Raw genomic sequence first — 25,781 nt, 5'->3', positions numbered from 1 at the left:
AATGGGCTTGTTCGATACGATCAACGCAGGCGGCACGCAGCTTCTCGGCGTCGCATGGCCGACGGTGTGGGCGGTCATCCGCATCCTCGTGGTTTCGGTGGTCATCCTGCTGTGCGTGGCGTACCTGATTCTCTGGGAACGCAAGCTCATCGGCTGGATGCACGTGCGTCTCGGCCCGAACCGCGTCGGTCCCGCAGGTCTGCTGCAGCCGATCGCAGACGTGCTGAAGCTTCTGCTCAAGGAAGTCATTCAGCCGACGGCGGCCAGCAAGTGGATCTACATGATCGCGCCGATCATGACCGTGGTGCCCGCGTTCGCGGTCTGGGCGGTGATTCCGTTCCAGGCCAAGGCGGTGCTCGGCGACATCAACGCGGGTCTGCTGTACGCCATGGCGATCTCGTCGATCGGCGTGTACGGCGTGATCCTCGCGGGCTGGGCGTCGAACTCGAAGTACGCGTTCCTCGGCGCGATGCGCGCGGCGGCGCAGATGGTGTCCTACGAAATCTCGATGGGTTTCGCGCTCGTCGTGGTGCTGATGGTCGCGGGCACGCTGAACATGTCCGAGATCGTGCACTCGCAGCAACGCGGCATGTTCGCGGGCTGGGGCATCAACTTCCTGTCGTGGAACTGGCTGCCGCTGCTGCCGATGTTCGTCGTGTACTTCATCTCGGGCATCGCTGAAACGAACCGTCACCCGTTCGACGTGGTGGAAGGCGAATCGGAAATCGTCGCGGGTCACATGATCGATTACTCCGGCATGGCGTTCGCGCTGTTCTTCCTCGCCGAGTACATCAACATGATCGTGATCTCCGCGATCGCGACGACGCTGTTCCTCGGCGGCTGGGATGCACCGTTTGGCTTCCTGTCATTCATTCCGGGCGTATTCTGGTTCGTTTTCAAGGTATTCCTGCTGCTGTCGGTGTTCATCTGGGCGCGCGCGACTTTCCCGCGTTACCGCTACGACCAGATCATGCGTCTGGGCTGGAAGGTGTTTCTGCCGGTGTCGGTGATCTGGGTGGTGGTGGTCGGCTTCTGGATCATGTCGCCGCTCAACATCTGGAAGTAAGAGACAAGAGCGGACGAAAACATCATGAACGCTATTCAGAACTTCTTCAAAACCTTCTTCCTGACCGAGCTGCTGAAGGGTCTGGCGCTGACGGGCCGTTACACGTTCCAGCGCAAGATCACGGTGCAGTTCCCGGAAGAAAAGACCCCGATCTCGCCGCGTTTTCGCGGCCTGCACGCGCTGCGCCGCTATGAAAACGGCGAAGAGCGCTGCATCGCCTGCAAGCTGTGCGAAGCCGTGTGCCCGGCGATGGCGATCACGATCGAATCGGAAACGCGCGCGGACAACACCCGTCGCACGACGCGCTACGACATCGACCTGACCAAGTGCATCTTCTGCGGTTTCTGCGAAGAGAGCTGCCCGGTCGATTCGATCGTCGAGACGCACATCCTCGAATATCACGGCGAAAAGCGCGGCGACCTGTACTTCACGAAGGACATGCTGCTTGCGGTGGGCGATCGTTACGAAACGGAAATCGCCGCATCGAAGGCGGCGGACGCGCCTTATCGTTGATAGGAGTTCGATGCCGAAGCCATGCGTTTCGGCATCGCGCCAGAGCGATTTTGTTGTTGCTGTTTGGCACACTGCGGCGCGCGCCGAGGGCGGCTCCTGTCCGAAAGCGCCGACACACCATGCCTGATGATGGCCTAACGATGAACCGGTAATCATGGAATTCACAACCGTACTGTTCTATATCTTCGCGCTGCTGCTGACCGTGTCGGCGCTGAAGGTGATCACCTCGCGCAACCCGGTGTCATCCGCGCTTTTCCTCGTGCTCTCGTTCTTCAACGCGGCCGCGATCTGGATGCTGCTGCAAGCCGAATTCCTCGCGATTCTGCTGGTTCTCGTGTACGTGGGCGCCGTGATGGTGCTGTTCCTCTTCGTCGTCATGATGCTCGACATCAACATTGATGTCCTGCGGCGGGATTTCAAGCGCTTCGTGCCGCTCGCGAGCATTGTCGGCGCGATCATCGTGGTCGAGACGGCGCTGATCCTGTGGCACGGCTACGGCGCGACCACCACGCCGGTCGTCGGCGCCGCCGTCAGCGGTGCGGGCGTGATGCCGAACACGCAACTGATCGGCAAGGTCATCTACACGGACTACATCTTCGCGTTCGAAATCGCGGGTCTCGTGCTGCTGGTCGCCATCATCGCGGCAATCTCGCTCACGATCCGCGACAAGAAAGACAAGAAGACGCAAACCGTCAGCCAGCAAGTCAAGGTGCGTGCGCAAGACCGCGTGCGCATCGTGAAGATGAAGTCCGAGACGGAAGCGCCGGACGCCACCACGGAACCGGCCGTGACCGGCAATATCGGCGCGGGTACGGTCGACAACAAGGGCTGAGCGCGAAGGAGAATACGAATATGTTGAGTCTTGCCCATTACCTCGTGCTCGGTGCGATCCTGTTTGCGATCAGCATCGTCGGCATCTTCCTGAACCGCCGCAACGTCATCATTATTTTGATGGCCATCGAATTGATGCTGCTCGCGGTGAACACCAATTTCGTCGCGTTCTCGCACTATCTGGGCGATGTGCACGGCCAGATTTTCGTGTTCTTCGTGCTGACCGTGGCCGCGGCGGAAGCCGCGATCGGTCTCGCGATTCTCGTGACCCTGTTCCGTAGCCTCGACACGATCAACGTCGAGGACCTCGATCAGCTCAAAGGTTAAATTCAGGCTAGGCTGTTATGTCCACGACACTCAATGAAAACCTCCTGCTCGCGGTTCCGCTGGCGCCGCTGGCCGGCTCGCTGATCGCAGGGCTATTCGGGAAGGCGGTAGGGCGCAAGGGCTCGCATCGCATCACGATCCTCGGCGTCTTCATCTCGTTCATCCTTTCGGCGATCGTCTTCAACGACGTGGTGCATGGTGCGAGCTTCAACGCGACCATCTACGAATGGATGAACGTCGGCACGCTCAAGATGGAAGTCGGCTTCCTGGTCGACTCGCTCACGGCGATGATGATGGTCATCGTGACCTTCGTCTCGCTGATGGTGCACATCTACACGATCGGCTACATGGCGGACGAGGAAGTGGGTTACGAGCGCTTCTTCTCGTACATCTCGCTGTTCACGTTCTCGATGCTGATGCTCGTCATGAGCAACAACTTCCTCCAGCTCTTCTTCGGCTGGGAAGCGGTGGGTCTCGTGTCGTACCTGCTGATCGGCTTCTACTTCACGCGTGAGAGCGCGATCTACGCCAACATGAAGGCGTTCATCGTGAACCGCGTGGGCGACTTCGGCTTTCTGCTGGGCATCGGTCTGCTGCTCTCGTTCGCGGGTTCGCTGAACTACGGCGACGTGTTCGCCCAAGGCGACAAACTCGCGGCGATGACTTTCCCCGGCACGCAATGGGGCCTGCTGACGGTTGCCTGCGTCTGCCTGTTCATCGGCGCGATGGGCAAGTCGGCACAATTCCCGCTGCACGTCTGGCTGCCGGATTCGATGGAAGGCCCGACGCCGATCTCCGCGCTGATTCACGCGGCGACCATGGTGACGGCCGGCATCTTCATGGTGACGCGCATGTCGCCGCTGTTCGAGCATTCGGATGCGGCGCTCTCGTTCGTGACGGTCATCGGCGCGATCACGGCGTTGTTCATGGGCTTCCTCGGCGTCGTGCAGAACGACATCAAGCGCGTGGTCGCGTACTCGACGCTCTCGCAGCTCGGCTACATGACGGTCGCGCTCGGCGTCTCGGCATACCCGGTTGCCGTGTTCCACCTCGGCACGCACGCGTTCTTCAAGGCGCTGCTGTTCCTCGGCGCGGGCTCGGTCATCATCGGCATGCACCACGATCAGGACATGCGCAACATGGGCGGCCTGCGCAAGTACATGCCGATCACGTGGATCACGTCGCTGATCGGCTCGCTCGCACTGATCGGCACGCCGTTCTTCTCGGGTTTCTACTCGAAGGACTCGATCATCGAAGCGGTGAAGTACTCGCATCTGGCGGGCTCGGGCTTCGCGTATTTCGCGGTGGTCGCGAGCGTGTTCGTCACGTCGCTGTACTCGTTCCGCATGTATTTCATGGTGTTCCACGGCGAAGAGCGCTTCCGCGGTCCGAAGCATCCCGATTCGCCGATGGGCCAGGCCGAAGCGCACGGTCACGGTCACGGTCATGACGACGGTCACGGTCATCACGACGATCATGGTCATGGCCACGCGCACGTTCCGCACGAAACGCCCTGGGTGGTGACGCTGCCGCTCGTGCTGCTCGCGATCCCGTCGATCATCATCGGCGCGATCATGATCGGCCCGATGATCTACGGCGACTTCTTCGCGCACGGCGTGGCGTTCGACAAGGTGATCTTCATCGGCGAGAACCACGAAGGTCTGAAGGAAATGGCCGAAGAGTTCCACGGCTGGGTCGCGATGGCGCTGCACGGCATCATCACGCCGGGTCCGGTGTGGCTCGCGGCGCTGGGTGTGATCGTCGCGTGGTTCTTCTACATGAAGCGTCCGGATCTGCCGGCAGTCGTCGCGAAGACCTTCCGTCCGATCTACGTGCTGCTCGACAACAAGTACTACTGCGACAAGATCAACGAGGTCGTGTTCGCGAAGGGTGCGGTCGCCATCGGGCGCGGTCTGTGGAAAGAGGGCGATGTGGTCGTCATCGACGGCATCGTCAACGGCAGTGCGCGGTTCATGGGCTGGTTCGCCGGTGTGATCCGCTTCCTTCAATCCGGTTACATCTATCACTACGCGTTCGCCATGATTATCGGCATGTTGGGGCTCTTGACCCTGTTTGTGACGCTCGGCGGCAAATAAGGCGAGGGATCCTATGCACTCTTTTCCGATTCTCAGTGTCGCGATCTGGCTGCCGATCATTTTCGGTCTGCTGGTGCTCGCAGTTGGTAATGACCGCAACCCGGCGCCCGCGCGCTGGGTCGCGCTGATCGGCTCGGTGCTCGGGCTGATCGTCACGATTCCGCTCATCACCGGCTTCGATACGTCGACGGCCGCGCTGCAGTTCGTCGAGCAGTCGAACTGGATCGAGCGCTTCAACATCACGTACCACCTCGGTGTGGACGGCATCTCGATGTGGTTCGTCGTGCTGACCGCGCTCATCACGGTGATCGTCGTGATCGCCGGCTGGGAAGTGATCACCGAGCGCGTGTCGCAGTACATGGCCGCGTTCCTGATCCTCTCGGGCATCATGATCGGCGTGTTCTCGACGGCGGACGGCCTGCTGTTCTACGTGTTCTTCGAAGCCACGCTCATTCCGATGTACATCATCATCGGCGTGTGGGGCGGACCGAACCGTGTGTACGCGGCGTTCAAGTTCTTCCTGTACACGCTGGCCGGCTCGCTGCTGATGCTGGTTGCACTGCTGTATCTGTACACGCAGACGCATACGTTCGATCTCGCCACGTGGCATGCCGCGAAGCTCGACATGACGCCACAGGTGCTGCTCTTCATCGCGTTCTTCCTGGCGTTCGCCGTGAAGGTGCCGATGTGGCCGGTGCACACGTGGTTGCCTGACGCGCACGTGGAAGCGCCGACGGGCGGCTCGGTCGTGCTGGCGGCGATCATGCTGAAGCTGGGCGCGTACGGTTTCCTGCGCTTCTCGCTGCCGATCGCGCCGGACGCGAGTCACTTCCTCGCGCCCGTGGTCATCACGCTGTCGCTGATCGCGGTGATCTACATCGGTCTCGTCGCTCTGGTGCAGGCCGACATGAAGAAGCTGGTCGCGTATTCGTCGATCGCGCACATGGGCTTCGTCACGCTCGGCTTTTTCATGTTCGGACCGTCGAGCCAGCTCGCCGTCGAAGGCGGGCTGATCCAGATGATCTCGCACGGCTTCATCTCGGGCGCGATGTTCCTTTCGATCGGCGTGCTGTATGACCGCGTCCACTCGCGTCAGATCGCGGATTACGGCGGCGTCGTGAACACGATGCCGAAGTTCGCCGCGTTCGCGATGCTCTTCGCGATGGCCAACTGCGGCCTGCCGGGCACCTCGGGTTTCGTCGGCGAATTCATGGTCATTCTGGCGGCGGTGAAGTACAACTTCTGGATCGCGTTCCTCGCCACGTTCACGCTGATCCTGGGCGCGGCGTACACGCTGTGGATGTACAAGCGCGTGTATTTCGGCGCGGTCGCGAACGACCACGTCGCGAAACTCAAGGACATCAACAAGCGCGAATTCCTGATGCTCGCCGTGCTGGCGCTCTTCACGCTGTACATGGGCCTGCATCCGAAGCCCTTTACCGACGTGATGCACGAATCCGTGGCAAACCTGCTCTCCCACGTCGCGCAGTCCAAGCTGCCGCTGGCTCAGTAACGTCGTGCGGAGGAACTAAAAGATCATGCAAAACGCTCCTATGAGTATGTTGTGGCCCGACGCGGTCCTGATGGCCGCGGTCGTCGTCGCCTGGTTGAACGACACGGTGTTCGGCGAGAAGAGCCGCAATACGACGTATCTGATCGCGCTCGTGTCGACGATCGTCTGTGGCGTGTGGTTCGCGATGACCGCGCTCAATCCGACGCCGGCTTACTTCTTCACGCGCATGTATATCGTCGATCCGTTCGCGAGCGCGATGAAGGCGGTGGTGTGCCTCGGCTACGCGGTATCGATCATCTATTCGAAGAAGTACTTGCAAGACCGCGACCTGTTCCGCGGCGACTTCTTCCTGCTCGGCCTGTTTTCGCTGCTCGGCCAGTGCGTGATGATTTCGGGCAACAACTTCCTGACGCTGTATCTCGGCCTCGAACTGATGTCGCTGTCGCTGTACGCGGTCATCGCGCTGCGCAAGGATGCGCCGCAGTCGAACGAATCGGCGATGAAGTACTACGTGCTCGGCGCGCTCGCATCCGGCTTCCTGCTGTACGGCATCTCGATGCTCTACGGCGCGACCGGTTCGCTCGAACTGAACGAAGTCCTGAAGGCGGTGGCTTCGGGCCGCATCAACGATGCCGTGCTGCTGTTCGGCGTGATCTTCGTCGTGGCGGGCGTGGCGTTCAAGATGGGCGCGGTGCCGTTCCACATGTGGGTGCCGGACGTGTATCAGGGCGCACCGACCGCGATGACGCTGCTCACCGGCGGCGGCCCGAAGGTCGCGGCGTTCGCGTGGGGTCTGCGTCTGCTGGTGATGGGCCTACTGCCGCTCGCGATCGACTGGCAGGAGATGCTGGTGATTCTCGCGGCGTTGTCGCTCATCGTCGGCAATATCACGGGTATCGTGCAGAAGAACATCAAGCGGATGCTGGCGTATTCGGCCATCTCCAATATGGGCTTCGTGCTGCTCGGCCTGCTCGCGGGCGTCGTCGACGGCAAGTTGACCGGCGCGGCCGGCGCATACAGCTCGGCGATGTTCTACAGCATCATCTATCTGGTTACGACGCTCGGCACCTTCGGCGTGGTCATGCTGCTCGCGCGCCGCGACTTCGAAGCCGAAATGCTGGAGGACTTCAAGGGCCTGAACCAGCGCAGCCCGGTGTTCGCGTTTGTCATGATGATCATGATGTTCTCGCTCGCCGGCATTCCGCCGACGGTCGGCTTCTACGCGAAGCTCGCCGTGCTCGAAGCGACGATGAACGCCGGCCTCACGTGGCTCGCCGTCCTCGCCGTGATGACCTCGCTCGTGGGCGCGTTCTACTACCTGCGCGTCGTGAAGCTGATGTACTTCGATGCGCCGCAAGACGCATCGCCGATCGTCGCTGGCGGCCTGAACCGTTCGCTGCTCGCGTTCAACGGCCTCGCCGTGCTGGTGCTCGGTCTGGTTCCGGGCCCGCTGATGACCGCGTGCCTGACGGCGATCTCGCACACGCTGCCGCTGTAATGTCGGCGGCAGGCTGGTTCATCGTGCTGTTGGCGCTCGTTTTCGCCAACCTGCCGTTTCTGAATCAGCGCCTCTTCGCCATCGTCCCGTTGCCGCTTCCGGCGCCGACGGGACGCAGGACAGTGAAGAAGAGCGCGTGGATTCGCATCGGCGAGCTCATTGTTCTTTACTTCGCGGTCGGCGCGCTCGGCTTCATGCTGGAAGCGCGCGCCGGCAACCGCTTCGCTCAGGAATGGCAGTTCTATGCCATTACCTTCAGTCTCTTCGTGGTGTTCGCGTTTCCGGGCTTCACGTACCAATATCTCGTCAAGCGTCGCTGACGGCCTCGCGCCGTCAGCGGCCTGCTTCAAGGCACAAGGCTCAAGATGGCAGATCATTCCTCGACCCCCGGCAAAGACGACGGCCTCATCGAAAAGAAGGTCGAAAGCATCACGCTGCATGAGGGCAAATTCCTCACGCTCAAGCGCGATACCGTCGAATTGCCGGACGGCAAGCACGCGACGCGCGAATTCGTCGAGCATCCCGGTGCGGTGATGATCCTGCCCGTCTTCGACGATGGCCGCGTGCTGCTCGAACGTCAGTTTCGCTATCCGGTAGGGAAGGTTCTGCTCGAATTTCCCGCGGGCAAGCTCGATCCCAACGAAGACGAACTCACGTGCGCGAAACGCGAGTTGCAAGAAGAGACGGGCTACACGGCGCGCGAATGGACGTTTCTCACGCGTATCCATCCGGTGATTTCGTACTCGACCGAGTTCATCGACATCTATCTCGCGCGCGGCCTGAGTGCGGGCGATGCCAGGCTCGACGAAGGCGAGTTCCTCGAAACCTTCATCGCCGATGAAGCGCAACTGATGAACTGGGTGAAGGACGGCAGCATCAGCGACGTGAAGACGATCATCGGCGCGTTCTGGCTGGAGAAAGTCCGATCGGGCGAATGGAAGCTCGGCGAGACGATCACGGACTGAGCGTTCGTCGGAAGCATGCATGCGAAGGCGGCCTCGACGGCCGCTTTTGTCGTTTTTGCGTCAACAAAAGCGTCGCGGGGGCCGAGCGGCTAGAATGAATGTTCCGTCGATGAAGCGCGCGTGCCATTTTTCCGATGTTTCGAACGGTCGTTCACAAAACGCGTTTTTGAGATAAACTCCAGACGAAGCCCCATCAGCATGAAGGTTCTCGATTTAAAGTGCTCGCACGAACACCGGTTCGAAGGCTGGTTTGCCTCGACCGAGGAGTTCGAGTCGCAGTTGTCGCGCAAGCTGGTTGCATGTCCGGTTTGTTCGGCGACCGAAGTGAGCCGTATGCCATCCGCGCCGCGCCTGAATCTGTCGTCGGCGCGAGGCGAGGCGGCGCCACAGGCTGCGCAGGCGGAAGTCGCGCCCGAAGCGGCGGCGCTGCAGGCGCGCGCGCTGCAATTCATGCGTGAGCTGATCGGGAAGACCGAAAACGTGGGCGAGCGGTTTGCCGAAGAGGCGCGGCGCATTCACTACAACGAAGCGCCGGCGCGCAACATTCGCGGCGTTACGACGCCCGAGGACGCGCATGCCTTGCTCGAAGAAGGGATCGACGTGATGCCGTTGCCTGTTCCGGACGCATTGAAAGAGCCGCTGCAGTAGCATTCGCGTGCGGCGTCTCTTCTGGCTCTGGACCGGGCCGTGAAGGAGACACCGCGCATGAACCTCAACTGTTCCCCCGCCGACGACGCCTTTCGCGCCGAAGTCCGCACCTGGCTCGACGCCAGCCTTCCTCGCGCGCTGCGCGACAAAGTCCTCCATCACAAGCGTCTGACCCGCGACGATTACGCGAGCTGGCACAAGCTGCTGGCCGCGCGCGGCTGGTCGGCGGTCGCGTGGCCGACGGAATATGGCGGCCCGGGCTGGGACGTCACGCAGCGCCATATCTGGGACGAAGAATGCGCGCGCGCCGGCGCGCCGATGGTGCTGCCTTTCGGCGTGTCGATGGTCGCGCCCGTGCTGATGAAGTACGGCAGCGCCGAGCAGAAGTCCTTTTACCTCCCGCGCATTCTCGATGGCACCGACTGGTGGTGCCAAGGCTACTCGGAACCCGGCTCGGGCTCCGATCTCGCGTCATTGCGCACACGCGCCGAGCGGCGTGACGATCACTACATCGTGAACGGACAAAAGACGTGGACGACGCTCGGCCAGCACGCCGACATGATGTTCTGCCTCGTGCGCACCGATTCCGACGCGAAGAAGCAGGAAGGCATCTCCTTTCTGCTGATCGACATGACGACACCCGGCATCACCGTGCGGCCGATCATCACGCTCGACGAAGATCATGAAGTCAACGAAGTCTTCTTCGACGACGTGAACGTGCCGGTGACGAATCTCGTCGGCGAGGAGAATCGCGGCTGGACCTACGCGAAGTATCTGCTCGGTCACGAGCGTACGGGCATCGCGCGTGTCGGGCAATCGAAACGGGAGTTGCTGTTTCTCAAGCGTCTTGCGCTCGATCGCACCAAAGGCGGCAAGCCGCTGCTCCACGATCCGCTGTTCGCCGCAAAAGTGGCCGCGCTCGAAATCGAGTTGATGGCGCTCGAAGTGACCGTGCAGCGAGTCATCGCGAGTGAAGCAGGCGGCAAGGGCCCGGGCCCGGAAGCGTCGATGCTCAAGATCAAAGGCACCGAAGTGCAACAGGCGCTGACCGAACTGATGCTCGAAGCGATCGGCCCACAGGCGGCGGCCTTCGATCCCGCGTTCCTCGAAGGCGAACGCGCGCACAGCGTGACCGGCGACGACGATGCCGCGCCGCTCGCCGCGTACTACTTCAACTTTCGCAAGACATCGATCTACGGCGGCTCGAACGAGATTCAAAAGAACATCATCGCGCAGATGATTCTGGGACTTTGAGGAGCGCGCATGGACTTTACTTTCAGCGATGAACAGCAGCAGTTCCGCGATGCGCTGCGCCGTTACCTCGACAAGGAATATGCGTTCGATGCGCGGCAGAAGATCGCCGCATCAGAGGCGGGCGTCGATGAAAAACATTGGCGCGCATTCGCCGAATTGGGTCTGCTCGCGCTGCCGGTCCCCGAAGCGCAAGGCGGCTTCGATGGCGGCCCGGTCGACATGCTCGTCGTGATGCAGGAACTGGGGCGCGCGCTCGTCGTCGAGCCTTATTGGGCGACGGCTGTCGGTATCGAAGCATTGCGGCTCGCAGCGGAGAAGGGCAGCGCCTTTGCCGGTGAGTTGCTCGAACGCGCGGGACGCGGTGAGATTCATTTGGCGGTCGCGTTCCACGAGCCACACGCGCGCCACGATCTCTTCGATCTGCGCACGATCGCGAGCGAAGCGGGCGATCACATCGCGCTCGAAGGCAAGAAGTCGATGGTGCAGCACGGCGGGCAAGCCGATTACTGGATCGTGCCCGCGCGCGTGCAGGGCGAAGTGGCGCTTTTCATCGTCGGAAAGGATGCGGCGAACGTCGGCATCACGGAATACCGCACGATCGACGGGCAACGCGCCGCGACGCTCACGTTCGACCAGACCCCGGCGACTCGCCTCGATGGCCGCGACACGGGTGCGGCGACGCTCGAACGGATCGCCGATTACGCGACCTTCCTGCTGTGCGCGGAAGCGCTCGGCGCACTCGACGCGCTCAATCGCGCGACCGTCGACTATACGAAGGAACGTCAGCAGTTCGGCGTGCCGATCGCGCGTTTTCAGGCGCTGCAGCATCGCATGGTCGACATGCTGATCCACGCGGAGCAGGCGCGCTCGATCACGTATCTGGCCGCCGCGCGCTACACGAGCGACGATGCCGGAACGCGCGCGCAGGCCATCTCGGCCGCAAAGGCGCGCGTCGGGCAGGCTGCGCGCTTCGTCGGTCAGCAGGCCGTGCAGTTGCACGGCGGCATGGGCATGACCAACGAACTGCCCGCGGCGCACTGGTTCAAGCGCCTGTCGATCATCGAGACGACGCTCGGAGATGTCGATCATCACCTTGCGCGCTTTGCCGCGCTTCCCGCTTTTTCAGTCACCGAAGATTGACGCTCATCGAGGAGCTTACGCATGAAATACGCCTTTGAGGATTTCGAAATCGGCAGCGCGGTTCAGCTTAGCGCGCACACGTTCACGAGAGAAGAGATCGTCGGATTCGCGGAGCGTTACGATCCGCAGCCGTTTCATCTTTCCGAGGAGGCGGGCGAGGCATCGCATTTCGGAGGTCTCGTCGCGAGCGGCTGGAACACGTGTTCGGCGATGATGGGCATCCTCGTGCGCGATATGGTCGGCGATTCGACTTCGATGGGTTCGCCCGGGCTCGACAATATTCGCTGGATCAAACCCGTGCGCGTCGGCGATACGGTGCGGCTCAGCGTGCGCGTGCTCGACAAGCGCGTGTCGAAGAGCAAGCCGGATCGCGGTATCGTGCAGACGCGTTGGGAAGCGCATAACCAGCACGGCGAGCTCGTGCTCACGGTTGATTCGGCGGCGCTGTTCGGCTTGCGTGAACCGGGCGGTGAAACCCGCTAGCTTCTTCAGACGTCCGCGTACTTGCCGAACTCCAGCTTCGCGATGGCATTGCGATGCACCTCGTCGGGGCCATCGGCGAGCCGCAGCGTGCGCGCCGCGGCATACGCATACGCCAGCGGAAAGTCGTCGCTGACGCCGCCCGCGCCGTGCGCCTGGATCGCCCAGTCGATGACCTGACACGCGACATTCGGCGCGACCACCTTGATCATCGCGATCTCGCCGCGCGCGCCCTTGTTGCCGACGGTGTCCATCATGTACGCGGCTTTGAGCGTCAGCAGCCGCGCCTGCTCGATCATGATGCGCGCCTCGGCGATACGCTCCTGCGTCACGCCATGCTGTGCGATCGGCTTGCCGAACGCGATGCGCCCGAGCGTGCGCTTCGTCATCAGTTCGAGCGCGCGTTCCGCCAGGCCGATCAACCGCATGCAGTGGTGAATGCGCCCCGGCCCGAGCCGGCCCTGCGCGATTTCGAAGCCGCGCCCCTCGCCGAGCAAGATGTTCGTCGCCGGTACGCGTACGCGATCGAGCGTGATGTCCATATGACCGTGCGGCGCGTCGTCGTAGCCGAACACGTTCAAGGGTCGATGCACGGTGATGCCGCTCGCATCGGCGGGCACGAGAATCATCGACTGCTGCGCGTGCTTCGGCGCTTGCGCGTCGGTCTTGCCCATCACGATATACACCTTGCAGCGCGGATCGCCCGCGCCCGACGACCACCACTTGTGGCCATCGATCACGTAACTGTCGCCGTCACGCGCGATGCTGCACCGGATATTGGTCGCATCCGACGACGCGACTTCCGGCTCCGTCATCAGAAACGCCGAGCGAATCTCGCCGCGCAACAGCGGTTCGAGCCATTGGGCTTTCTGCGCATCGCTGCCGTAGCGCTCGATGGTTTCCATGTTGCCGGTGTCCGGCGCGCTGCAATTGAACACTTCGGGCGCCCACGGCACGCGGCCCATGATTTCGCACAGCGGCGCGTATTCGAGATTCGTGAGTCCGGCGCCGCGCTCCGATGCCGGCAGAAAGAGATTCCACAGTCCCTCGGCGCGCGCCTGTTCTTTCAGGCCTTCGATCAGGCGTGTCGGAATCCACGCGTTGCCGGCCGCGCGATTCGCCGCGATTTCTTCGGCATAGGCGCGCTCGTTCGGGTAGATGTGCGCGTCGAAGAATGCGAGCAGCCTTGCGCGCAATGCCTGCACCTTGGGCGTGTAGTCGAAGTTCATGCGTTTGTCTCCTGCGTTCTCATCGACCGACTTTCTGCGCGTATCGCCACGCGAGTTCGGCCATCGGCCGCGCGCGCCTGCCCGCATCGACGGCTTGCGCGCTCGCGGCGGTGCCATCGACGACGCGCTTCATGATGCCCTGCAGGATCGCGGCGATGCGGAACATGTTGTAGGCGAGATAAAAGTTCCAGTCGCCTTCGATCGCGAAGCCCGTGCGCTCGCAATAGCGCTGCACGTAGGCGGCTTCATCGGGAATGCCGAGCGCGGCCCAGTCGAGCCCCGCGATGCCGCGAAACTGCGATGGATCGACATGCCACGCCATGCAGTGATACGCGAAATCGGCGAGCGGATCGCCGAGTGTCGAGAGCTCCCAGTCGAGCACGGCGAGCACGCGCGGCTCGGTCGGATGAAAGATGAGATTGTCGAGCCGGTAATCGCCGTGCACGACACTCACGCGCGCCTGCTGCGATTGCGGAATGTGCTGCGGCAGCCAGTCGATCAGGCGATGCATCGCATCGATTGCTTCGGTTTGCGATGCGACGTACTGCTTGCTCCAGCGCCCGATCTGCCGCTCGAAGTAATTGCCCGGCTTGCCGTAGCCCGACAGGCCGGCGGCTTCGATATCCACCGTATGAAGCGCGGCGATCACGCGGTTGGTTTCGTCGTAGATCGCGGCGCGTTCGGCGGGCGTCATGCCCGGCAGCGATTGATCCCACAGCACGCGGCCCTGCACGAAATCCATCACATAGAACGCGCGACCGATCACGCTTTCGTCCTCGCAGAGCGCGAGCATGCGCGCGACGGGGACGTCGGTTGAGGCGAGCGCGTCCATCACGCGATACTCGCGCTCGATCGCATGCGCGGACGGCAACAGCTTCGCGGCGGGTCCGGGCTTCGCGCGCATCACATAGCTGCGCGCGGGCGTGACGAGCTTGAAGGTCGGGTTCGACTGGCCGCCCGCGAATTGCTCGACGGTCAGCGGGCCGCTGAAACCATCGACGTTCGATGCGAGCCATGTTGCGAGCGCATCGGTATCGAAGCGCTGCTTTTCCTGCACGGGACGCGTTCCTTCGAACGCGGAGAAATCGGACTGCTTGTTCTGTTCTTCGTCCTGCATCGTCTCCTCCGGTTTGCACGGCAACGTCAATCCATGTCGCCGGCCTTGTAGCGTACGAATTGCGCGTAGAGCAGTTCCATCGTCGTATTACGCACGTCGGCGTGCAGCGGCGAAGGCGGCGAATGGTTGATCGCGTGCACGATCCAGTCGCCCGGTTTATCGCCGACGTCGAGCGCGTTGATGCAGCCCGTCGCCTGCGACAGATGCCCGAAGAACGCGCGCCCGCCCGCGGTGATCGCATGCGAGAGCAGCGCGCGATTGACGCCGCCGTGCAGCACGAGCAGCACCGTGTCCCACGCGCGATCCTCACGCAGACGCGCGAGCGCAGGCAGCGCGCGATCGAGCAACTGGCCGATCGTCTCGCCGCCGAGGAATTGCGTTTCTTCCGGCACGACGCCATCGAACACCGAGAGAAACGCGCGCTCGATATCGGCGGTCGAAAGATTGGCGAGCCGTCCGCCGCGAATTTCCTGCCACTCGGGCCACGTCTCGATGCCGATGCGCTGTCCTGTCGCTTCCAGCACGCGCTGCGCGGTCTCGATCGTGCGCGGCAATCCACTCGCGATCACACGATCGAAACGGATGTCGCGCGCGGCGAATTCGCGGCCCGCCGCGCTCGCTTCCTCGCGCCCGCGTTCGTTGAGCGGCACGCTTTCCGGATCGATCGCGCGGCCGCTGTCGTCGAAATACGTGACGTCGCCATGACGCATCAGAAAGATGCGGCGGCGCTTGGGCAATTCGTAGTGAGCCATGGGTCTAGCGATAGTTCGGCTGGCGCTTGTCGAGGAACGCGGTGATGCCTTCGAGCGCGTCGCCGTGATGGAGCGCGTCGACGAAGCTGTCGCGTTCCATGTCTAGATGCGCGGCGAGCGGCTGCACGTCGGCGGCGTTGATCAGCGACTTGATGCGCGCCATCGCTTTCGGCGAGACGCTGCCGAGATCGTCGGCCCACGCGATGGCAGCATCCAGCGCGATGCCTTTCTTCGTCAGCCGGTTCACCACGCCCACTTCATGCAGGCGCGCCGCGCCGATCGGTTTCGCTTCGAGCAGCACTTCGCTCGCGAGCGTGCGCGGCAGGGCGCGCGACAGGAACCACGATGCGCCGCCGTCGGGCGTGAGGCCGACGCGCGCATACGACATGACGAAGCGGGCGTCGTCGGCGGCGACGATCAGATCGCAGGCGAGCGCGAGCGAAAAGCCCGCGCCGGCGGCCGCGCCTTCGACCGCCGCGATCACCGGTTTGGTCGATTCGCGCAGCGCGGTGATCCATTCGGCCAGCATGTCGATGCTTTCGCCCTGCACCGACGGGTCTTTCGCGCGGTTTTCGAGCAGGCGGTTCAGATTGCCGCCCGCGCAGAAAAAGTTGTCGGCGCCGGTCAGCACGATCGCGTGCACGCTGTTGTCGCGCTCCGCCGTGCTCAGCGCTTCGATGCCGGCGGCGTACATGTCCGGATGCAGCGCGTTGCGCGCGCCGGGATTGGATAACTTGAGCACGAGCGTGGTGTCGCTGCCCGCGGGACGTTCTGTCAGTAGTTCGGCGCTCATCTGAGCTCCTCGATATGGGTAAGCGAAAGTCCGAGCTGCGCGCGCCGCGTCAGCCACGGCGTGGGCCGGTAGCGCGGGTCGCCGAGCACGGCGTAGATATTGCGCAGAATCGTGAGGATGGTCGCGGCGCCGAGCGCGTCGCCGAGCGCGAGTGGGCCGCGCGGATAGCCGAGGCCGAGCATCACGGCGAGGTCGATGTCCTCGGGCGTCGCGATGTCTTGCTGCGCGATATCGCAGCCGATATTCACGATCGTCGCGACGACGCGCTGCGCGACGAAGCCGGTCGAATCGCGGATCACGCTCACGGGCACGCCGTCGAAGGCGAAGAGGGCGTGCGCGGCGTCGCGCATCGCGGGCACGGTCGCGGGCGTCGTCATGATCGTGCGGCGCGCGACGGTATCGAGCGGGAAAAGCGTATCGACGGCGACGACGCGCTTCGCATCGAGATGTTCGTTGACGGACGCGGTCGTCGCATCGAAACCGAGCGGCGTCACGATGATCAGCGAATCCGGCTCGGGCGTGTGGCCCGCGTCGATATGCACCGAGCAATCGCATTTGGCGATCAGCTTCAGCACCTGCTCGCGTCCTGCGTGCGACGCGCGGCTGATCCACACGCGCGTGGGGAGTTTCGTCGGCGCGGTGGGTTCGGGCGGCACGTCCTGCTTGCCATCGGCATAACGATAGAACCCCGCGCCCGCCTTGCGCCCGATGAGCCCGCCCGCGAGCCGCGTGCCCGTGATCGGCGATGGCTTGAAGCGCGGCTCCTCATAGAACTGGTGATAGATCGATTCCATCACTGGATGCGAGACGTCGAGCGCGGTGAGATCGAGCAACTCGAACGGCCCGAGCCGAAACCCCGCCTGCTCGCGCATGATGCGGTCGATGTCCGCAAAGCTCGCGACGCCTTCGCTCGCCACGCGCAAGCCCTCGGTGTTCATGCCGCGCCCGGCATGATTGACGATGAAGCCCGGCATGTCCTTCGCGCGCACCGGCGTGTGACCCATGCGGCGCGCGAGATCCGTCAGCGCATCGCCGGCGCGCGGGTCGCCGCGCAGGCCATCGATCACTTCGACGACGCGCATCAACGGCACCGGATTGAAGAAGTGAAAGCCCGCGACGCGCCCGGGATGCGTGCAGCCCGCGGCGATCGCCGTGATCGACAGCGAGGATGTGTTCGACGCCAGAATGCAGTGCTCGCCGACGACCGCTTCGAGTTCGCGGAACAACTCGCGCTTGATGTCGAGATTCTCGACGATCGCCTCGACGATGGCGTCGCAATCGGACAGCTCGCTCGTGTCGCGCGCATCGCGGATGCGCGCGAGCGCCGCGTGTGCATCGGCTTCCTTGAGCTTGCCCTTCGCGGTGAGTTTCGCGAACGTGTCCGACAAATACTCGCGCGCGGCGGCGAGCGCTTGCGGGTTGGTGTCGTAGAGGCGCACGTTCAGTCCGCCGAGCGCGGCGATCTGCGCGATGCCGCGCCCCATCGCGCCGCTGCCGACGATACCGAGCGTTTCGATCCTGTATTCGTGCTGAGTCATGATGCGGTTCTGCTCCTCGAGGATGGGAACGCGCGTGGCGTCGGGTTCGATGCGGCTCGGCAGGCGCGCTTTCGCTCAGAGTCTGGCAAGACGTTCGAGCGCGAGCGCGAGCGTCTCTTCTTTTTTCGCGAAGCAAAAGCGCACGACGCCGGATTCATGGCTCTCGTGATAGAACGCCGACACCGGAATCGCGGCCACGCCGATTTCGCTCGTGAGCCATTGCGAGAAGTCGGCTTCGGGCATGTCGCTGATCTTCGAATAGTCGACGCACTGGAAATACGTGCCGTCGCAAGGCAGCAGCGAGAAGCGCGTGTTCGCGAGACCCGCGCGGAAGAAATCGCGCTTCTTCTGATAGAAGGCCGGCAGTTCGAGATACGGCTTCGGGTCGTCGAGATAGTGCGCGAGGCCGATCTGCATCGGCGTGTTCACCGTGAACACGTTGAACTGATGCACCTTGCGGAACTCGGCGGAAAGCGCGGCCGGCGCGGCGACATAGCCGACCTTCCAGCCCGTCACATGAAACGTCTTGCCGAAGCTCGACACGACGAAGCTGCGCTTCGCCAGCTCCGGATAGCGCGAGACGCTTTCGTGCGGCGCGCCGTCGTAGACCATGTGCTCGTAGACTTCATCGGAGACGATCAGCACGTTGGTGCCGCGCACGATCTCCTCCAGCTTCTTCATGTCGTCCGCGCGCCACACGCGGCCAGTCGGGTTGTGCGGCGTGTTGATCATCAAAAGGCGCGTCTTCGGCGTGATCGCGGCGGCGATCTTGTCGAAGGGCAGGGCGTAATCGGGCGCTTCGAGCGACACGAACACCGGCTTGCCGCCCGCGAGTTCGATCGACGGCACGTAGCTGTCGTACATCGGCTCGATGACGATCACTTCGTCGCCGGGTTGCACGCAGCACAGCACGGCTGTGAGCAAGGCTTGCGTCGCACCGGCGGTCACGGTGATTTCCGTGTCGGCGTCGTAGGCGCGGCCGTAGAGCGCGTCGATCTTGCGCGCGATCGCCTGGCGCAGGGGCGCGGCGCCCGCCATCGGCGGATACTGGTTGTGGCCGTCGCGCATCGCGGTGGCGACGGCATCGACGATGCGCGCATCGCAATCGAAATCGGGGAAACCCTGCCCGAGATTGACCGCGCCTTTTTGCGCGGCGAGCGCGCTCATCACGGTGAAGATGGTCGTGCCCACGTTGGGCAGGCGCGACGGGAAGGAAAGCTCGGGCGGTGTCGGCGGCAATTCGTGCGTGGCGTTCATGATCATGTGGGCGTGGACGAAGCAATCGGGACGGTGCGCACGCTATTTTAAGACAGCGTCAGCCGATGACCGCGAGCGGCGCGATGTGCGCTTCCAGTTCGATGACGAAGGGTTTCGGCTCGGCGATGCGAAACGCGAAGTCGCGCGCGACGCGGCGCGCGAGCTTCAGCACCGCGCGGTCCTTCGACACGAGCCAGCCGGCGCCCGATGCGTGCGCGAGTTCGAGAAACTTCTGATCGTCGCGGTCGCGGCATTTGGGCAACGGGCGTTTGTTTTCGTCAGGCGTCGCCGCGACGAGCGTGGAAAGACGCGCGACGGTTTCGAGCGCGGCTGGCTTGTCGACCGCCATGCGCACGAACTGCGGATAGTCGAGCACGCGCGTGAGTTCCCTGAGGCAGCGCTCGTCGATCAGCGCTTCGAGGGCGCGGGCTTCGAGGGCCGAGCGAATCGGGCGCGTGGCGGGGTCGTCGAATACGAGGATGTCGATCCAGACATTCGAATCGAGCACCACGCGCATCGGTGACGGCGGCAGCGCGGCGGAATTTTCCATTCGATACAATCAGGGGTTTATGCCAATGATCGCCGGCGGCGTGCCGGCGAGCCTCCATGATAATCGTTCTATCGCCTGCCAAATCGCTCGACTACGAGACGCCCGCACATATCAAGAAGCACACGCTGCCGCAATTCGTCGATGACGCCGCCGAATTGATCGACGGCCTGCGCGCACTCTCGCCGCAGCAGATCGGCGGGATGATGAGCATTTCGGACCCGCTCGCGGCGCTGAATTTTCAGCGTTACGCAGATTGGTCGAAGAAATTCGACACGCGCAATTCCAAGCAGGCCGTGCTCGCGTTCAACGGCGATGTCTACGAAGGTTTCGCCGCGAAGACGCTGTCGGCAGGCGATCTCGATTTCGCGCAGAACCATGTGCGCGTGCTGTCGGGGCTGTACGGTTTGTTGCGGCCGCTCGATCTGTTGCAGCCTTATCGGCTCGAAATGGGCACGAAATTCCCGAACGCGCGCGGCAAGGATCTGTACGCGTTCTGGGGCGAGCGCATCACGGCGGCGCTCAACGAGCAGTTGAAGAAGCAGCGCGGCGCGCGCGTGCTGGTGAACTGCGCGTCGGAGGAATATTTCAAGTCGGTCAAGCCGAAGCTGCTGGCAGCTCCTGTCGTTTCGCCCGTCTTCGAGGAGTGGAAGGGCGGGCGCTACAAGATCATCAGCTTTCACGCGAAGCGCGCGCGCGGCCTGATGGCGCGCTATGCGGTCGAAAACCGCATCGACGAGCCGGAAGCGCTCAAGGGCTTCGACAAGGAAGGCTACGCGTTCGATGCGAAAGCGTCGAACGATACGACATTCGTATTTCGCCGCCGCGTCTCGGAATGAGGTGCGCGCGGCAAGCCAAGGAAACGCAGATGACTCTCTCCATTTCAAGCAACTTCGACGCAGGCGCGATCGAAGTCATCAACGCCGACGATCCCGCCGATATCCGGCTGCGCGTTCGCCCGGACTCGCATGCCGATTTCGCGCAATGGTTCTACTTCCGCGTATCCGGCGCGCGCGGCGAGCGTCTCGTGATGACCTTCGAGAACGCGGCGCAGTGCGCGTTCCCGGAAGGCTGGCGCGACTATGAAGCGGTCGCGAGCTACGACCGCGTGAACTGGTTCCGCGTGTCGACGGAGTACGACGGCAAGGTAATGACGATCGACCATACGCCGGATTTCGATCGCATCTATTACGCGTACTTCGAGCCGTACAGCGAGGAGCGCCACTCGGAGTTTCTCGGCGCGGTTCAGCAGATGCCGCTCGCGACGCTGACCGAACTCGGCAGCACGGTGCAGGGCCGCCCGATGTCGGTGCTCTCGCTCGGCATCCCGGATTTCGGCGACGCCGAGCCGAAGAAGAAAATCTGGATCATCGCGCGCCAGCATCCGGGCGAGACGATGGCGGAATGGTTCGTCGAAGGGCTCGTGAAGCGCCTCGCGGGCTTCGGCGACTGGGCGGGCGATCCGGTTGCGCGCTCGCTCTTCGAGCGGGCCATCTTCCATATCGTGCCGAACATGAATCCGGACGGCAGCGTGCTCGGCAACCTGCGCACCAACGCGGCGGGCGCGAACCTGAATCGCGAGTGGATGGAGCCGAGCGCCGAGCGTAGCCCGGAAGTGCTCGTGGTGCGCGAGGCCATCGAGGAGACCGGCTGCGACCTGTTCTTCGATATCCACGGCGATGAAGCCATTCCGTACGTGTTTGTCGCCGGCTCGGAGATGCTGCCGGGCTTCACCGCGCAGCAGGCGAAGGAGCAGAAGGCGTTCGTCGAATTCTTCAAGCAGGCGAGCCCGGATTTTCAGGACGTGTACGGCTACGAGTCGAGCAAGTATCAGACGGATGCGCTCAAGCTGGCGTCGAAGTACATCGGCAACGAGTACAAGTGTCTTTCGCTCACGCTGGAGATGCCTTTCAAGGACAACGCGAATCTGCCGGATGAGAGCGTCGGCTGGAACGGCGCGCGTAGTGCGGCGCTCGGCGCATCGATGCTTCAGGCCATTCTGTGGCATCTGAAATCGCTCGACGCCTGATGTGCCTGCGGATGTAAAAAGAGCCTGGCTACTTCGCGTGGCCAGGCTCTTTTTTGTCGTGTCTTCGCCGCGTAGCGGACGTGATCAGTGCTTCTTGGTCGTCTTTTTCGTCGATTTGGTCGACGACGACTTCGCTGTGCTCTTCGTCTTGCCTTTCGCGCTGTGCTTGCCCTTCGTGCTGTGCGTGGACGGCTCGGCGCGGGCGCGCAGCGGCGGCACGGGATCGTTCCATCCGAATGCGAGCATCTGACTGCCGACATAGCCGCAGCGGAACTTGAGCGGCGTGGGATCGCGCTCGCCGCTCTTCGGCATGCCCTGACCTTCGACGGTCACGACGTTGTCCACTTTGATGCGCTGCTTCTTCTCGTCGAACGAATCGTTCCACGGTTCGATCGTGGAGTGCGAGGTGTCGAAAGAAGCGGGCGGGAATTCGACGTGATCGAAGGCCGCGGAGGTGCTGGCGATGAAGTTGCCATGCGCGGCGCAATCCGCCACGAGCGGATTGGCGTTGAATTCGGTGACGAAGTGGTGAATCAGTTCATTGCGCTCGTCGAGCGAATCGGCAAAAGCGGACACCGCGCATGCCAACGATGCGCATACCGCTAACCGGCCGACGAGCCGCAGGAGCCGGCGCGGTGCGTAGTTACTATCCATCAAGTCTGGCGCTAAGAAGACACGGGCAAGTAAGATGCGCCGTGTGGGGAAGGAGTTCAATCTTATCGTACTTTGCGCGCGTTCCCATCGCCCGAAATCCGATATCGGGCAATCCCGATGGCAATGACTTGGTGCGCTTCGCGGAACCTAGACGCGCGGACCCCGGTCGAGACGATAGCGGCGCACATCATACGTGGTGATCCACGCGGGCTTGTACACCGTGATCAGGATGGTGAGCAGCCCCGTGAAGAGGGCTTCACCCGCGCCGAGAAGAAGCGAGCTTCGCGTGAACGCCGCGGGTATGACGATGGGGCTGCCCGCGAGCGCCATCTCGAGCAGCACGGTTGCGCCGCATGCCGCCGCCACCGCGATGGCCGAAGTGATGAAGCCGTGTCCGGCGATGAAGGTGAAAAGATTGCGCGGCAACCAGGCGTTGCTCAGGCGTTGCAGCAGGGTCGAGACGGCGACGGGTAGCGCGCCGAAAAGGAGATAGGTGGTCGCCACCGCGAGCCACGAAGCATCGAGTACGACGGCGGCGAGGCCCGTAGTCGCCGCCGTGCCGATGAGCGCGAGCCGCCAGTCGAACAGCGTGACCATCAGCGTTGCGCCCAACAGGTGGATGACGGGTCCGTCGTCGAACCATGCATTGCACGCCCACAGCACGGAAACCGCGACGATGATGCCTAGCCACACGTTCTGCAGCGTGGCGTCCTGAAGACGAGCGAACGGACGCTGCAGTAGCGCGAGCGCAAGCAGCCCCGCGGCGATGATCCAGCCGCCGACGGTCAGCCAAAGCGGTAGTGGTGTGTAGAAGAACCCCATGCCTTGCATATTACTCGCTGCGCGTAAAACGTGTGCGCGAAGGACGAACCCGTTTGCTTCATTTGTTGCTAGAACGGTGATTCCGGCTCGGCGGCCATCGGGAGCGCGGCCGCGTCGTCGTCCAGGAGCGATGGATAACGCGTCCTCGTCCTGCGCAGCGGAATCACGCCTGGCTGGCCCGAAACGACTCGCGCCGCGTGCTCGCTGGCGTTGCGCAGAATCTCCAGATGCGAGTTTTGCACGCCGTTGTAGATGGCTACCGCGGCGGCGCGATTTGTCGCGCCCAGCTGCTGGAAGATACTTGCAAGGTGGATTTTGACCGTGCCTTCACTGATGCCGAGGGTCTTCGCGATCATCTTGTTCGTGCTGCCCATGTGCACGCACCGCATGATCTGCTGCTGACGGGGCGAGAGCGTCGGATGCAAGCGAAGCCTGGGCGGGATCCGGTCGCCAGCCTGCGCGCGGCGGGCGGTGAGCGCGAGCGTCAGTGCCGGATCGACGACGTCTGGAGGAATATAGTGGCCGCCGACGAGCACCATCTCCAGCGCGCGAAGGATCACGATCGGTTCGAGCGTGCGGGGGATCACGCCCATGGCGCCCACGCTTATCAGCGCATAGACCAGCGCGGCGCCGCAGCGGTCGACCATGATGGCCGCGGGTACGCGGGGCGCGGTGTCGAGCAGAATCTGCAGGTCGCCGGTGCGCAGGTCGGGCGCCCAGTCGATCACGATCATGTCGGGTTGAGAGCGTTTCAAGGCGGAACGGGCTTGTCTCCAGTCCTTCGCCTCGGTGAATTGCGCTTGGCGCGCAATACGGCGCAGCAATGTTTTAAGGCCCGCCCGGCGCTCGGCGTCGGAACCAATGATATTGATTTTCATGCTTTACCTCTTGTCAAAACACCCGTCGCCTTCGGCTTCAGGGACTCGACGCCGGAGAACAGGTCGGCGTTAGTGCTATGTTGACAAATTTGAGGTGATTCGGCCCCCTATCCAAACGGCATAGGCATAAATACACAAAACCCCGCGCGAGGGCGGGGTCCGGTTCTGGTCGAAAACGGCTGTTGCGCCGGTTTTCAGTGGAAGTGAGGCTGCGCCGGCTCGGCGTCCTCGGGCATTTCGGCATGGACGATCTCGCCGAGCGGATCGGCATAGAGCGGCACGCCGCAGTCGTCGCAAAATTCCGGTTCGAAGCGTCCGGCATGGCGACGCACGTCCGACACGCCCGCCTTCTTCAGCAATTCGACGATTTCCTCGACCGCGCCGTTGGCGCCTTCGAGATCGGCGGCATCCTCATCCATGCCCAGTTCGCCGTTCTCGCGTCCGTAGAGCGGCCACACGACGCCATAGATCACGTCGTTGCTGCCGCGTCGCGTGAAGCCGATGCGGTATTCGTCGATACGCCGCTCGCCGAAACCCGCGATGACGGCGCGCAGGTCCTGAGGCGCGGCGCCGAGCGTGTCGAACAGATAGCGCACTGCGGTGCGTACGGTGTGCGGGCGGACTTGCTCGTCGGCGTCGCGGCAGGCGGAATAGTAGGCGTCGGGAAGGAGACACTCGAATTCGCAGCCGGGCAGAATGGCCGCGAAACTCGGCCCGCCTTGCGCGGCCCATTGTTCCAGGCATTGACCACGCTCGACGCGGCCGCCGTTCTCGTCTTCCTGCCAACGGAACAACGCCCCGCCAGCCGGTACGACGACCAGGGCCAGCAGGAATCGCGGGTCGGCGAGAATCGGCGAGGTTTCCGGAAGATCGGACAGGTTCAAGCGTGCGACGTTGCCGCTCAAGACCGTTTGCAGCAGTTGTTGCGCGAGGCGCGCCGTATCGACGTGGTGCCGCGGCAACTGGTCGATGCTATAGAGGTACGGCGCGACCGCCACGCGCGCGCCGGCCGCGAGGACATGCGCTTGCATCTGCGTGCGCAGCGCATCGATTGCGTCGCCCTTGAGGGCGCCGGAGGGGATCGCGTAGCGCGTCCACGCGAGCACCGGGGCGGCGATGAGCAATGCTTCGTGGGGCGCGCCGTCGATGTCGATATTGAACGACTCGCTGTGGGTCTCGGCCATGTCTGCGAGGGCGCCGTACGCGTCCGGATGATTCTGCTGCAGATGGTCGAGCGCGGCGTCGAGCGTCGTCTGATTACCGTTGCGGACGAGTTTGGCAATGAGCGCGTCGAGGCGATCTTCCCAGAAGCGATCCTCGACACGGCTGCCGGACGCGAAGAGCGCGAGAGAGAGGCTGACGAGCTTGTCGGCGTCCGGGGGAATACGTTTTGCAAGTCGCGAGCGCATATCGATACGTGAGTGAATTGGTGCGGTGAACCTTTGATTGTAGTCGCTCGGCGGTTGGTTTTATCGTGTGGCGTTGCAGCACGTGGGTCTGTCGGAAGGAATAGGCATTTGGGACGATCGAATCGTTTTTTCACACACCCCTTGCGGAGCCGGGATTCACTGACTAGAATTCCGTTCCTTCGCGATTCGATGAACGCGAAGGAGGCGGGATGAGGCGGTTCCAGGCGTGGTTGGCAAGAAAAGAAGTTGGAAGTTCTTGTTGACAGATACCGGAGCGTTCTTCATAATCTCGTTTCTCTGCTGCTGATGCAGCGACGCAAGACGGAAGTTGATGTGGTGCTTGCGATGTGCTCTTTAAAAACTAACAGCCGATAAGTGTGGGCGCTTGATAGCGAGTGCGGTTTCAGTCTTTCGGGGCTGAAGCA

26 protein-coding genes are annotated in these 25,781 nt (G+C 62.9%); 15 read left to right on the top strand and 11 right to left on the bottom strand.

Going from position 1 to position 25,781, the window contains the following annotated elements; all coding sequences use genetic code 11:
* Position 1: 1 nt before the first annotated feature.
* The 13 genes from nuoH to AWB80_RS24260 all read left to right on the top strand — a co-directional run bounded on the left by nuoH (position 2) and on the right by AWB80_RS24260 (position 12,334).
* On the top strand, positions 2-1,066 hold the full coding sequence (gene nuoH / locus AWB80_RS24320) for an NADH-quinone oxidoreductase subunit NuoH (RefSeq protein ID WP_061177218.1): 1,065 nt from the start codon (positions 2-4) through the stop codon (positions 1,064-1,066).
* A 24-nt stretch (positions 1,067-1,090) separates the two neighbouring features.
* A complete protein-coding gene (gene nuoI, locus AWB80_RS24315; RefSeq protein WP_008341734.1) occupies positions 1,091-1,579 on the top strand; it encodes an NADH-quinone oxidoreductase subunit NuoI in 489 nt (162 codons plus the stop codon).
* A 154-nt stretch (positions 1,580-1,733) separates the two neighbouring features.
* Positions 1,734-2,411 (top strand): NADH-quinone oxidoreductase subunit J, encoded by a 678-nt coding sequence (locus tag AWB80_RS24310; RefSeq protein WP_061177217.1) that lies wholly within the window; start codon positions 1,734-1,736, stop codon positions 2,409-2,411.
* Positions 2,412-2,431: 20 nt separating this feature from the next.
* On the top strand, positions 2,432-2,737 hold the full coding sequence (nuoK, locus tag AWB80_RS24305) for an NADH-quinone oxidoreductase subunit NuoK (protein ID WP_007588140.1): 306 nt from the start codon (positions 2,432-2,434) through the stop codon (positions 2,735-2,737).
* A gap of 17 nt (positions 2,738-2,754) precedes the next feature.
* A complete protein-coding gene (gene nuoL, locus AWB80_RS24300) occupies positions 2,755-4,833 on the top strand; it encodes an NADH-quinone oxidoreductase subunit L (RefSeq protein ID WP_061177216.1) in 2,079 nt (692 codons plus the stop codon).
* Between the two features lie 13 nt (positions 4,834-4,846).
* Positions 4,847-6,346: an NADH-quinone oxidoreductase subunit M gene (locus tag AWB80_RS24295; RefSeq protein ID WP_061177215.1), complete on the top strand. Its 1,500-nt coding sequence runs from the start codon at positions 4,847-4,849 to the stop codon at positions 6,344-6,346.
* Between the two features lie 25 nt (positions 6,347-6,371).
* A complete protein-coding gene (gene nuoN, locus AWB80_RS24290) occupies positions 6,372-7,844 on the top strand; it encodes an NADH-quinone oxidoreductase subunit NuoN (protein ID WP_061177214.1) in 1,473 nt (490 codons plus the stop codon).
* Complete coding sequence (locus AWB80_RS24285; RefSeq protein ID WP_061177213.1) at positions 7,844-8,164, top strand: DUF2818 family protein; 321 nt, start codon at positions 7,844-7,846, stop codon at positions 8,162-8,164. The genes nuoN and AWB80_RS24285 overlap by 1 nt, the downstream gene beginning before the upstream one ends.
* A 45-nt stretch (positions 8,165-8,209) precedes the next feature.
* A complete protein-coding gene (locus AWB80_RS24280; RefSeq protein WP_061177212.1) occupies positions 8,210-8,809 on the top strand; it encodes an NUDIX domain-containing protein in 600 nt (199 codons plus the stop codon).
* Between the two features lie 198 nt (positions 8,810-9,007).
* On the top strand, positions 9,008-9,457 hold the full coding sequence (locus AWB80_RS24275) for a DUF1178 family protein (protein WP_061177211.1): 450 nt from the start codon (positions 9,008-9,010) through the stop codon (positions 9,455-9,457).
* A gap of 57 nt (positions 9,458-9,514) precedes the next feature.
* Positions 9,515-10,711, top strand: a complete 1,197-nt coding sequence (locus AWB80_RS24270; RefSeq protein WP_061177330.1) for an acyl-CoA dehydrogenase family protein — start codon at positions 9,515-9,517, stop codon at positions 10,709-10,711.
* A 9-nt stretch (positions 10,712-10,720) separates the two neighbouring features.
* On the top strand, positions 10,721-11,851 hold the full coding sequence (locus AWB80_RS24265) for an acyl-CoA dehydrogenase family protein (RefSeq protein WP_061177210.1): 1,131 nt from the start codon (positions 10,721-10,723) through the stop codon (positions 11,849-11,851).
* Positions 11,852-11,872: 21 nt separating this feature from the next.
* Positions 11,873-12,334: a MaoC family dehydratase gene (locus AWB80_RS24260; RefSeq protein WP_061177209.1), complete on the top strand. Its 462-nt coding sequence runs from the start codon at positions 11,873-11,875 to the stop codon at positions 12,332-12,334.
* A gap of 5 nt (positions 12,335-12,339) precedes the next feature.
* Here the strand turns inward: AWB80_RS24260 and AWB80_RS24255 are convergent, their stop codons facing one another.
* The 7 genes from AWB80_RS24255 to AWB80_RS24225 all read right to left on the bottom strand — a co-directional run bounded on the left by AWB80_RS24255 (position 12,340) and on the right by AWB80_RS24225 (position 19,567).
* A complete protein-coding gene (locus AWB80_RS24255; RefSeq protein ID WP_061177329.1) occupies positions 12,340-13,560 on the bottom strand; it encodes an acyl-CoA dehydrogenase family protein in 1,221 nt (406 codons plus the stop codon).
* Positions 13,561-13,579: 19 nt separating this feature from the next.
* Positions 13,580-14,677 (bottom strand): phosphotransferase, encoded by a 1,098-nt coding sequence (locus AWB80_RS24250; RefSeq protein WP_061177328.1) that lies wholly within the window; start codon positions 14,675-14,677, stop codon positions 13,580-13,582.
* Between the two features lie 26 nt (positions 14,678-14,703).
* Positions 14,704-15,429, bottom strand: coding sequence for a histidine phosphatase family protein (locus AWB80_RS24245; protein ID WP_061177208.1), 726 nt, complete (start codon positions 15,427-15,429; stop codon positions 14,704-14,706).
* A 4-nt stretch (positions 15,430-15,433) separates the two neighbouring features.
* The gene (locus AWB80_RS24240) at positions 15,434-16,222 is read right to left on the bottom strand and encodes an oxepin-CoA hydrolase, alternative type (protein WP_061177207.1); all 789 of its coding nucleotides are present in this window, start codon (positions 16,220-16,222) and stop codon (positions 15,434-15,436) included.
* Entirely contained in the window at positions 16,219-17,760 is a 1,542-nt protein-coding gene (locus tag AWB80_RS24235; RefSeq protein ID WP_061177206.1) for a 3-hydroxyacyl-CoA dehydrogenase, read from the bottom strand. Before AWB80_RS24235 ends, AWB80_RS24240 begins: the two co-directional genes overlap by 4 nt.
* Before the next feature lie 75 nt (positions 17,761-17,835).
* Complete coding sequence (locus AWB80_RS24230; protein ID WP_061177327.1) at positions 17,836-19,017, bottom strand: pyridoxal phosphate-dependent aminotransferase; 1,182 nt, start codon at positions 19,015-19,017, stop codon at positions 17,836-17,838.
* 58 nt (positions 19,018-19,075) lie between these two features.
* Positions 19,076-19,567, bottom strand: coding sequence for a putative toxin-antitoxin system toxin component, PIN family (locus AWB80_RS24225; RefSeq protein WP_061177205.1), 492 nt, complete (start codon positions 19,565-19,567; stop codon positions 19,076-19,078).
* A 56-nt stretch (positions 19,568-19,623) separates the two neighbouring features.
* Here AWB80_RS24225 and yaaA point away from each other — a divergent pair, with 56 nt between their 5' ends.
* Complete coding sequence (gene yaaA, locus AWB80_RS24220; protein WP_061177204.1) at positions 19,624-20,403, top strand: peroxide stress protein YaaA; 780 nt, start codon at positions 19,624-19,626, stop codon at positions 20,401-20,403.
* Positions 20,404-20,432: 29 nt separating this feature from the next.
* Positions 20,433-21,593: a M14 family metallopeptidase gene (locus AWB80_RS24215; RefSeq protein ID WP_061177326.1), complete on the top strand. Its 1,161-nt coding sequence runs from the start codon at positions 20,433-20,435 to the stop codon at positions 21,591-21,593.
* An 84-nt stretch (positions 21,594-21,677) separates the two neighbouring features.
* On the opposite strand, the gene AWB80_RS24210 is transcribed toward AWB80_RS24215, so the two are convergent.
* The 4 genes from AWB80_RS24210 to AWB80_RS24195 all read right to left on the bottom strand — a co-directional run bounded on the left by AWB80_RS24210 (position 21,678) and on the right by AWB80_RS24195 (position 25,356).
* The gene (locus tag AWB80_RS24210; protein WP_061177203.1) at positions 21,678-22,247 is read right to left on the bottom strand and encodes a BspC domain-containing protein; all 570 of its coding nucleotides are present in this window, start codon (positions 22,245-22,247) and stop codon (positions 21,678-21,680) included.
* A gap of 147 nt (positions 22,248-22,394) precedes the next feature.
* Positions 22,395-23,069, bottom strand: coding sequence for an energy-coupling factor ABC transporter permease (locus AWB80_RS24205; protein WP_061177325.1), 675 nt, complete (start codon positions 23,067-23,069; stop codon positions 22,395-22,397).
* 68 nt (positions 23,070-23,137) lie between these two features.
* Positions 23,138-23,947 (bottom strand): response regulator transcription factor, encoded by an 810-nt coding sequence (locus AWB80_RS24200; RefSeq protein ID WP_061177202.1) that lies wholly within the window; start codon positions 23,945-23,947, stop codon positions 23,138-23,140.
* A 194-nt stretch (positions 23,948-24,141) separates the two neighbouring features.
* The gene (locus tag AWB80_RS24195; RefSeq protein WP_061177201.1) at positions 24,142-25,356 is read right to left on the bottom strand and encodes a DUF2863 family protein; all 1,215 of its coding nucleotides are present in this window, start codon (positions 25,354-25,356) and stop codon (positions 24,142-24,144) included.
* Positions 25,357-25,781 lie beyond the last annotated feature (425 nt).

It is taken from the genome of Caballeronia pedi (assembly GCF_001544915.2).
Lineage (GTDB): Bacteria > Pseudomonadota > Gammaproteobacteria > Burkholderiales > Burkholderiaceae > Caballeronia > Caballeronia pedi.
This window is presented reverse-complemented; position numbering and strand designations above follow the sequence as displayed.

Bases quoted from the DNA above. Each gene is read 5' to 3' on its own strand.
- nuoH (WP_061177218.1), top strand. From the start codon at position 2: ATGGGCTTGTTCGATACGATCAACGCAGGCGGCACGCAGCTTCTCGGC.
- nuoI (WP_008341734.1), top strand. From the start codon at position 1,091: ATGAACGCTATTCAGAACTTCTTCAAAACCTTCTTCCTGACCGAGCTG.
- AWB80_RS24310 (WP_061177217.1), top strand. From the start codon at position 1,734: ATGGAATTCACAACCGTACTGTTCTATATCTTCGCGCTGCTGCTGACC.
- nuoK (WP_007588140.1), top strand. From the start codon at position 2,432: ATGTTGAGTCTTGCCCATTACCTCGTGCTCGGTGCGATCCTGTTTGCG.
- nuoL (WP_061177216.1), top strand. From the start codon at position 2,755: ATGTCCACGACACTCAATGAAAACCTCCTGCTCGCGGTTCCGCTGGCG.
- AWB80_RS24295 (WP_061177215.1), top strand. From the start codon at position 4,847: ATGCACTCTTTTCCGATTCTCAGTGTCGCGATCTGGCTGCCGATCATT.
- nuoN (WP_061177214.1), top strand. From the start codon at position 6,372: ATGCAAAACGCTCCTATGAGTATGTTGTGGCCCGACGCGGTCCTGATG.
- AWB80_RS24285 (WP_061177213.1), top strand. From the start codon at position 7,844: ATGTCGGCGGCAGGCTGGTTCATCGTGCTGTTGGCGCTCGTTTTCGCC.
- AWB80_RS24280 (WP_061177212.1), top strand. From the start codon at position 8,210: ATGGCAGATCATTCCTCGACCCCCGGCAAAGACGACGGCCTCATCGAA.
- AWB80_RS24275 (WP_061177211.1), top strand. From the start codon at position 9,008: ATGAAGGTTCTCGATTTAAAGTGCTCGCACGAACACCGGTTCGAAGGC.
- AWB80_RS24270 (WP_061177330.1), top strand. From the start codon at position 9,515: ATGAACCTCAACTGTTCCCCCGCCGACGACGCCTTTCGCGCCGAAGTC.
- AWB80_RS24265 (WP_061177210.1), top strand. From the start codon at position 10,721: ATGGACTTTACTTTCAGCGATGAACAGCAGCAGTTCCGCGATGCGCTG.
- AWB80_RS24260 (WP_061177209.1), top strand. From the start codon at position 11,873: ATGAAATACGCCTTTGAGGATTTCGAAATCGGCAGCGCGGTTCAGCTT.
- AWB80_RS24255 (WP_061177329.1), bottom strand. From the start codon at position 13,560: ATGAACTTCGACTACACGCCCAAGGTGCAGGCATTGCGCGCAAGGCTG.
- AWB80_RS24250 (WP_061177328.1), bottom strand. From the start codon at position 14,677: ATGCAGGACGAAGAACAGAACAAGCAGTCCGATTTCTCCGCGTTCGAA.
- AWB80_RS24245 (WP_061177208.1), bottom strand. From the start codon at position 15,429: ATGGCTCACTACGAATTGCCCAAGCGCCGCCGCATCTTTCTGATGCGT.
- AWB80_RS24240 (WP_061177207.1), bottom strand. From the start codon at position 16,222: ATGAGCGCCGAACTACTGACAGAACGTCCCGCGGGCAGCGACACCACG.
- AWB80_RS24235 (WP_061177206.1), bottom strand. From the start codon at position 17,760: ATGACTCAGCACGAATACAGGATCGAAACGCTCGGTATCGTCGGCAGC.
- AWB80_RS24230 (WP_061177327.1), bottom strand. From the start codon at position 19,017: ATGAACGCCACGCACGAATTGCCGCCGACACCGCCCGAGCTTTCCTTC.
- AWB80_RS24225 (WP_061177205.1), bottom strand. From the start codon at position 19,567: ATGGAAAATTCCGCCGCGCTGCCGCCGTCACCGATGCGCGTGGTGCTC.
- yaaA (WP_061177204.1), top strand. From the start codon at position 19,624: ATGATAATCGTTCTATCGCCTGCCAAATCGCTCGACTACGAGACGCCC.
- AWB80_RS24215 (WP_061177326.1), top strand. From the start codon at position 20,433: ATGACTCTCTCCATTTCAAGCAACTTCGACGCAGGCGCGATCGAAGTC.
- AWB80_RS24210 (WP_061177203.1), bottom strand. From the start codon at position 22,247: ATGGATAGTAACTACGCACCGCGCCGGCTCCTGCGGCTCGTCGGCCGG.
- AWB80_RS24205 (WP_061177325.1), bottom strand. From the start codon at position 23,069: ATGGGGTTCTTCTACACACCACTACCGCTTTGGCTGACCGTCGGCGGC.
- AWB80_RS24200 (WP_061177202.1), bottom strand. From the start codon at position 23,947: ATGAAAATCAATATCATTGGTTCCGACGCCGAGCGCCGGGCGGGCCTT.
- AWB80_RS24195 (WP_061177201.1), bottom strand. From the start codon at position 25,356: ATGCGCTCGCGACTTGCAAAACGTATTCCCCCGGACGCCGACAAGCTC.